Genomic DNA, 5,543 nt, shown 5'->3' with positions numbered 1-5,543 from the left:
TGCGTCTGATGTTTGAGAACTCAACAGTGTGTCATAGTCGACGAATTAGTTTGTTATGCCCCGTCACCATGGCTTTTGAAGTTGTGGTGGTGGTTTCTTTGGTTAACGATAATTTCTGACAAATTTGTCAGTGATTGTTCGATGCTAGGGGATGTGGCTCTCTTTTCCTGTGCTGGCTCGTAAGGGTTGGTGTGGGGTTTGTTTTTCGATGGAGAGTTTGATCCTGGCTCAGGACGAACGCTGGCGGCGTGCTTAACACATGCAAGTCGAGCGGAAAGGCCACTTCGGTGGTACTCGAGCGGCGAACGGGTGAGTAACACGTGAGTAATCTGCCCCCCACTTTGGGATAGCCACCGGAAACGGTGATTAATACCGGATATGACCTGTGACCGCATGGTTGTGGGTGGAAAGTTTTTCGGTGGGGGATGTGCTCGCGGCCTATCAGCTTGATGGTGGGGTAATGGCCTACCATGGCTTCGACGGGTAGCCGGCCTGAGAGGGTGACCGGCCACACTGGGACTGAGACACGGCCCAGACTCCTACGGGAGGCAGCAGTGGGGAATATTGGACAATGGGCGGAAGCCTGATCCAGCAACGCCGCGTGAGGGATGACGGCCTTCGGGTTGTAAACCTCTTTCAGTACCGACGAAGCGAAAGTGACGGTAGGTACAGAAGAAGCACCGGCCAACTACGTGCCAGCAGCCGCGGTAATACGTAGGGTGCGAGCGTTGTCCGGAATTATTGGGCGTAAAGGGCTCGTAGGCGGTTTGTCGCGTCGGGAGTGAAAACACTGGGCTTAACTCAGTGCTTGCTTCCGATACGGGCAGACTAGAGGTATGCAGGGGAGAACGGAATTCCTGGTGTAGCGGTGAAATGCGCAGATATCAGGAGGAACACCGGTGGCGAAGGCGGTTCTCTGGGCATTACCTGACGCTGAGGAGCGAAAGTGTGGGGAGCGAACAGGATTAGATACCCTGGTAGTCCACACCGTAAACGTTGGGCGCTAGGTGTGGGGTCCATTCCACGGATTCCGTGCCGCAGCTAACGCATTAAGCGCCCCGCCTGGGGAGTACGGCCGCAAGGCTAAAACTCAAAGGAATTGACGGGGGCCCGCACAAGCGGCGGAGCATGCGGATTAATTCGATGCAACGCGAAGAACCTTACCTGGGTTTGACATACACCGGAAAGCCTCAGAGATGAGGCCCCTTTTGTCGGTGTACAGGTGGTGCATGGCTGTCGTCAGCTCGTGTCGTGAGATGTTGGGTTAAGTCCCGCAACGAGCGCAACCCTCGTCCTATGTTGCCAGCACGTCATGGTGGGGACTCATAGGAGACTGCCGGGGTCAACTCGGAGGAAGGTGGGGATGACGTCAAGTCATCATGCCCCTTATGTCCAGGGCTTCACGCATGCTACAATGGCCGGTACAAAGGGCTGCGATGCCGTAAGGCGGAGCGAATCCCAAAAAGCCGGTCTCAGTTCGGATTGGGGTCTGCAACTCGACCCCATGAAGTCGGAGTCGCTAGTAATCGCAGATCAGCAACGCTGCGGTGAATACGTTCCCGGGCCTTGTACACACCGCCCGTCACGTCATGAAAGTCGGCAACACCCGAAGCCGGTGGCCCAACCCTTGTGGAGGGAGCCGTCGAAGGTGGGGCTGGCGATTAGGACGAAGTCGTAACAAGGTAGCCGTACCGGAAGGTGCGGCTGGATCACCTCCTTTCTAAGGAGCACACACCCTGACTGGCAGCGAATGTCTGTCCAGCGTTGGTGGTGTCTCACTAGTGGAATCGTCGATGATGCTTGACCTTCATGGGTCGGGCCTGGCTAGTACTACTCCAGCTTGCTGGGGTGTGGAACGTGGGGTCTGGTTGGTGGGGGTCGGGTTGGCACACTGTTGGGTCCTGAAGCATCAGGCCCCCCGCTTACGGGTGGGGTGTTGGTGGTTCTGGTTCCTCCCTTTGCTCTGTCATGCCGTTGGGTGTGGTGGGGGGTTGGTGGGGTTGTTGTTTGAGATCTGCATAGTGGACGCGAGCATTAATTAATCTTTTGTAGTGATTTGTTTTGACGTTGTTGAGACAAGCTATGAAGGGCACATGGTGGATGCCTTGGCATCAAGAGCCGATGAAGGACGTAGGAGCCTGCGATAAGCCCTGGGGAGTTGGCAACCGAGCTGTGATCCGGGGGTGTCCGAATGGGGAAACCCAGCTGGAGTCATGTCCAGTTACCCACATCTGAACACATAGGGTGTGTGGAGGGAACGTCGGGAAGTGAAACATCTCAGTACCGACAGGAAGAGAAAACAAAAGTGATTCCGAGAGTAGTGGCGAGCGAAATCGGATGAGGCCAAACCTCGTACGTGTGATACCCGGCAGGGGTTGCGTATGGGGGGTTGTGGGGCCGCTTGGCAGGTGCTGCCGTACCTGCACGGAGTAAGAAACTTGTGTGGAAGTTGAAGCCGGTTGGAAAGCCGGGCCGTAGAGGGTGATAGCCCCGTAGACGTAAAACACGAGCTCCGTAGCGTTACCCCAAGTAACACGGAACCCCTGAAATTCCGTGTGAATCTGGCGGGACCACCCGTTAAGCCTAAATACTCCTTGATGACCGATAGCGGACAAGTACCGTGAGGGAAAGGTGAAAAGTACCCCTGGCGGGGAGTGAAATAGTACCTGAAACCGTGTGCCTACAATCCGTCGGAGCCTGTAAGGGTGACGGCGTGCCTTTTGAAGAATGAGCCTGCGAGTTTGCGGTGTGTTGCGAGGTTAACCCGTGTGGGGAAGCCGTAGCGAAAGCGAGTCCGAATAGGGCGATTCAGTAGCGCGCTCAAGACCCGAAGCGAAGTGATCTATCCATGGGCAGGTTGAAGCGTCGGTAAGACGACGTGGAGGACCGAACCCACTTAGGTTGAAAACTGAGGGGATGACCTGTGGATAGGGGTGAAAGGCCAATCAAACTTCGTGATAGCTGGTTCTCCCCGAAATGCATTTAGGTGCAGCGTTGCGTGTTTCTTGCCGGAGGTAGAGCACTGGATAGCCGATGGGCCCGACCAGGTTACTGACGTTAGCCAAACTCCGAATGCCGGTAAGTGAGAGCGCAGCAGTGAGACTGCGGGGGATAAGCTCCGTAGTCGAGAGGGAAACAGCCCAGACCATCAGCTAAGGCCCCTAAGCGGTGACTAAGTGGAAAAGGATGTGGAGTCGCAGTGACAACCAGGAGGTTGGCTTGGAAGCAGCCACCCTTGAAAGAGTGCGTAATAGCTCACTGGTCAAGTGATTCCGCGCCGACAATGTAGCGGGGCTCAAGTCATCCGCCGAAGCTATGGCATTCACGCGTGTATCTAGCATCGACTTGATCGGTGTTCAGGTGTGTGGATGGGTAGGGGAGCGTCGTGTGGGCAGTGAAGCGCCGGAGTGATCCAGGTGTGGAGGCCACACGAGTGAGAATGCAGGCATGAGTAGCGAATGACGTGTGAGAAACACGTCCGCCGAATGATCAAGGGTTCCAGGGTCAAGCTAATCTGCCCTGGGTAAGTCGGGACCTAAGGCGAGGCCGACAGGCGTAGTCGATGGACAACGGGTTGATATTCCCGTACCGGCAAAGTAGCGCCCATGACGAACCCGGTGATGCTAACCACCCTAAGCCAGGTTGACCGACCCTTCGGGGAAGGCGATCTGGTGGAGCGTGGGACCCGATCTGGTAGTAGTCAAGCGATGGGGTGACGCAGGAAGGTAGCCCAGCCGTGGCGATGGTAGTCCACGGGTAAGCATGTAGGACGGGATCTAGGCAAATCCGGATTCCATATGTCTGAGATGTGACACGGAGCCGTTAGGTGAAGTGGGTGATCCTATGCTGTCGAGAAAAACCTCTAGCGAGCTATGCGCCGCCCGTACCCCAAACCGACTCAGGTGATCAGGTAGAGAATACCAAGGCGATCGAGATAACCATGGTTAAGGAACTCGGCAAAATGCCCCCGTAACTTCGGGAGAAGGGGGGCCCGGAGCGTGAACCACCTTGCGTGGGGAAGCGTGAAGGGCCGCAGAGACCAGGCCCAAGCGACTGTTTACTAAAAACACAGGTCCGTGCGAAGTTGTAAGACGATGTATACGGACTGACTCCTGCCCGGTGCTGGAAGGTTAAGAGGACCTGTTAGACGCAAGTCGAAGCGGAGAATTTAAGCCCCAGTAAACGGCGGTGGTAACTATAACCATCCTAAGGTAGCGAAATTCCTTGTCGGGTAAGTTCCGACCTGCACGAATGGAGTAACGACTTGGGCGCTGTCTCAACCATGGACTCGGCGAAATTGCACTACGAGTAAAGATGCTCGTTACGCGCGGCAGGACGGAAAGACCCCGGGACCTTTACTATAGTTTGGTATTGGTGTTTGGTTCGGCTTGTGTAGGATAGGTGGGAGACTGTGAAGCATTCACGCCAGTGAGTGTGGAGTCAACGTTGAAATACCACTCTGGTCGTACTAGATGTCTAACCTAGGTCCGTAATCCGGATCAGGGACAGTGCCTGATGGGTAGTTTAACTGGGGCGGTTGCCTCCTAAAATGTAACGGAGGCGCTCAAAGGTTCCCTCAGCCTGGTTGGCAATCAGGTGTTGAGTGTAAGTGCACAAGGGAGCTTGACTGTGAGACAGACATGTCGAGCAGGGACGAAAGTCGGAACTAGTGATCCGGCGTCGGCATGTGGAAGCGACGTCGCTCAACGGATAAAAGGTACCCCGGGGATAACAGGCTGATCTTCCCCAAGAGTCCATATCGACGGGATGGTTTGGCACCTCGATGTCGGCTCGTCGCATCCTGGGGCTGGAGTAGGTCCCAAGGGTTGGGCTGTTCGCCCATTAAAGCGGCACGCGAGCTGGGTTTAGAACGTCGTGAGACAGTTCGGTCCCTATCCGCCGCGCGCGCAGGAAACTTGAGAAAGGCTGTCCCTAGTACGAGAGGACCGGGATGGACGAACCTCTGGTGTGCCAGTTGTCCCGCCAGGGGCACGGCTGGTTGGCTACGTTCGGAAGTGATAACCGCTGAATGCATCTAAGCGGGAAGCACGTTTCAAGATGAGGTTTCCCACCCGTTATGGGGTAAGGCCCCCCACAGAACATGGGGTTGATAGGCCGGAGGTGTACAGCAGCAATGCCTAGCCGACCGGTACTAATAGGCCGAGGGCTTGTCCCAACACCGTTCAAAACACATCACACACAGGTTTTTGCGGTGACCGCGTCCACTATGTAGTTCCCAGACCACACACCCCATCGGGGCGTTCGTAGGTCAACACTGGTGAATACCAGGGGAACCGTTTCGAACTGAATACGTATCACCAAGAGCTTGGAACACCCCCACACCAGCAACACGGTGGGTGTGTGTGTTCCGCCAGAGTTACGGCGGCCATAGCGAAAGGGAAACACCCGGTCCCATACCGAACCCGGAAGTTAAGCCTTTCAGCGCCGATGGTACTGCAACCGAGAGGCTGTGGGAGAGTAGGACGCCGCCGGACATACATTGGGAGAGGGGCCGCCACCAGGCGGCCCCTCTTTCCCATTTC

General features: G+C 55.9%; 3 rRNA genes. All 3 read left to right on the top strand.

The features are described from left to right. Positions 1–205 precede the first annotated feature (205 nt). Positions 206–1,720 (top strand): 16S ribosomal RNA (locus DAE25_RS22570). Positions 1,721–2,073: 353 nt separating this feature from the next. Continuing rightward, a 23S ribosomal RNA gene (locus DAE25_RS22565) occupies positions 2,074–5,176 on the top strand. Positions 5,177–5,378: 202 nt separating this feature from the next. Beyond that, a 5S ribosomal RNA gene (rrf, locus tag DAE25_RS22560) occupies positions 5,379–5,495 on the top strand. The 16S, 23S and 5S rRNA genes sit together here, the layout of an rRNA operon. Positions 5,496–5,543 lie beyond the last annotated feature (48 nt).

This window comes from Nocardioides terrigena (assembly GCF_003047265.1).
GTDB classification, from domain to species: domain Bacteria; phylum Actinomycetota; class Actinomycetes; order Propionibacteriales; family Nocardioidaceae; genus Nocardioides; species Nocardioides terrigena.
The sequence above is the reverse complement of the archived record's forward strand: the minus strand, read 5'-3'. Positions and strand labels throughout refer to the sequence as shown.